The sequence below is a fragment of the Paenibacillus sp. FW101-FHT12H11 genome (genome assembly GCF_058790355.1).
In genome coordinates this window covers 1-1,493 of sequence record NZ_JBYTCO010000028.1, presented here as the reverse complement: position 1 = coordinate 1,493, position 1,493 = coordinate 1, and the positions used below count along the sequence as shown (strand labels likewise).

Below are 1,493 nucleotides of genomic sequence, written 5' to 3'. Positions count from 1 at the left end.
CACTACGTTTGCATAAAACCTAACATGAAATATCTAGCCAAAACAAAAAAAGTCACCTATTGTAGAAAATGCAGACAAATTGCCCGACTCTCTACAAAAGGAGACCCACCAATGGGCAATATACCTAAAAATCAAGTAATTTGCAAGTGTTTAAATGAACTTCATCTTAATATGGATCGGTTTCCTATCTCGGACCGCTACTATAAAAAGCTATCGACGCGTGCCGCCATCATGCTTTTTGTAGAAGGCGAGATTCAGCAAAGGAAAACACTTGAGGATATTCGGTTGCATTTGCTGGCGAACGAGGAACTTCAACAATTGACAGCAATTTCGTCCATCCATTCGTCCACATTAAATCGGAAACTAGAAAAAATGCCACTCATCTACTTACAAGCACTATTTGAGAAGCTTGCCAACCGATTAATGCACTTGAAAAGAGGTGGCAAGGGAGTTCAAGAACTTGGGAAATTAGCCCCTATCGATTCAACATCACTCACCCTTCCATTTGTGTTTGGCGATTGGGCTTTTTATCAAGATCGGACGAAAGGTGTCAAAATGCACACTCGCCTGCTCTGTTTAGATGACGGAACGCCTTTTCCGGACCGAATTGTGCTCTCAACCGTCGGGGTTTCCGATCAGATGGCTGTCGATCAACTGATTACACGCAAAGACTTGACGTATATCCTGGACCGAGGCTATGTCAACTACAAGCGATTTACGACATGGGTAAAGGATGGCATTCTATTCGTAGCCCGATTAAAAGCAAGCAACAGCTATTCGATTGTGAAAGAGCATCCTATACCGGAAGGCACACACATCTTGCGGGATGCGGAAGTGACGGTGCATGACAAGAAGTCCAAAACCCACACCCCTCTACGACTTGTGGAATTTGAGGACGAGAAACGCAAGATCTACAAAGTAGTAACAACTCGCCGAGACATAAGCGCAGCAGACGTCAGTGAAATCTACCGCTGCCGCTGGCAAATTGAGCTGTTTTTCAAGTGGATCAAACAGCACCTAACAACGGTCACTTTTCATAACTATCATCCGAATGCCGTATGGGCACAACTATACATAGGCGTCATTAGTTACTTACTCTGCCAGCTGCTTCATGCTCAAACTCCGAATAAGCTAAGCCTGTTCAACTTCGTCCGTCATCTGCGGCTTTACAGCAGGCATAAGTGGAAGTGCTTCGTTAATGAGTTGAAAAAGCCAAAAATGCGCACCAGTAAAGGTAGGCAAAAAGGCGGGAACACACAAGTACTTCCTCGCGGCACTCCAGGTATAGGTAAGAACAGTCGGCCAGTGGTAAAAATAATCATTAGCTAGGAATAGATGTAAAACAAATCTTACTTTTTTTGGCAATTTTAACTGCACCTAATTTACAGATAGTTGTTTTTCCACTGCCGTGCACATGTATATGTAAATATTTTGAAATATAAGTAATGTTATTCATTTTTTTGAGTGATGTTAGGTTTCTCGCAAACGTAGTG

At 42.8% G+C, this 1,493-nt stretch carries 1 protein-coding gene; it reads left to right on the top strand.

The genetic code is table 11. The annotated features are described in order from the left end of the window. Window positions 1-111: 111 nt before the first annotated feature. Window positions 112-1,329, top strand: coding sequence for an IS4 family transposase (locus AC3WTJ_RS37870; RefSeq protein WP_492526929.1), 1,218 nt, complete (start codon window positions 112-114; stop codon window positions 1,327-1,329). Window positions 1,330-1,493 lie beyond the last annotated feature (164 nt).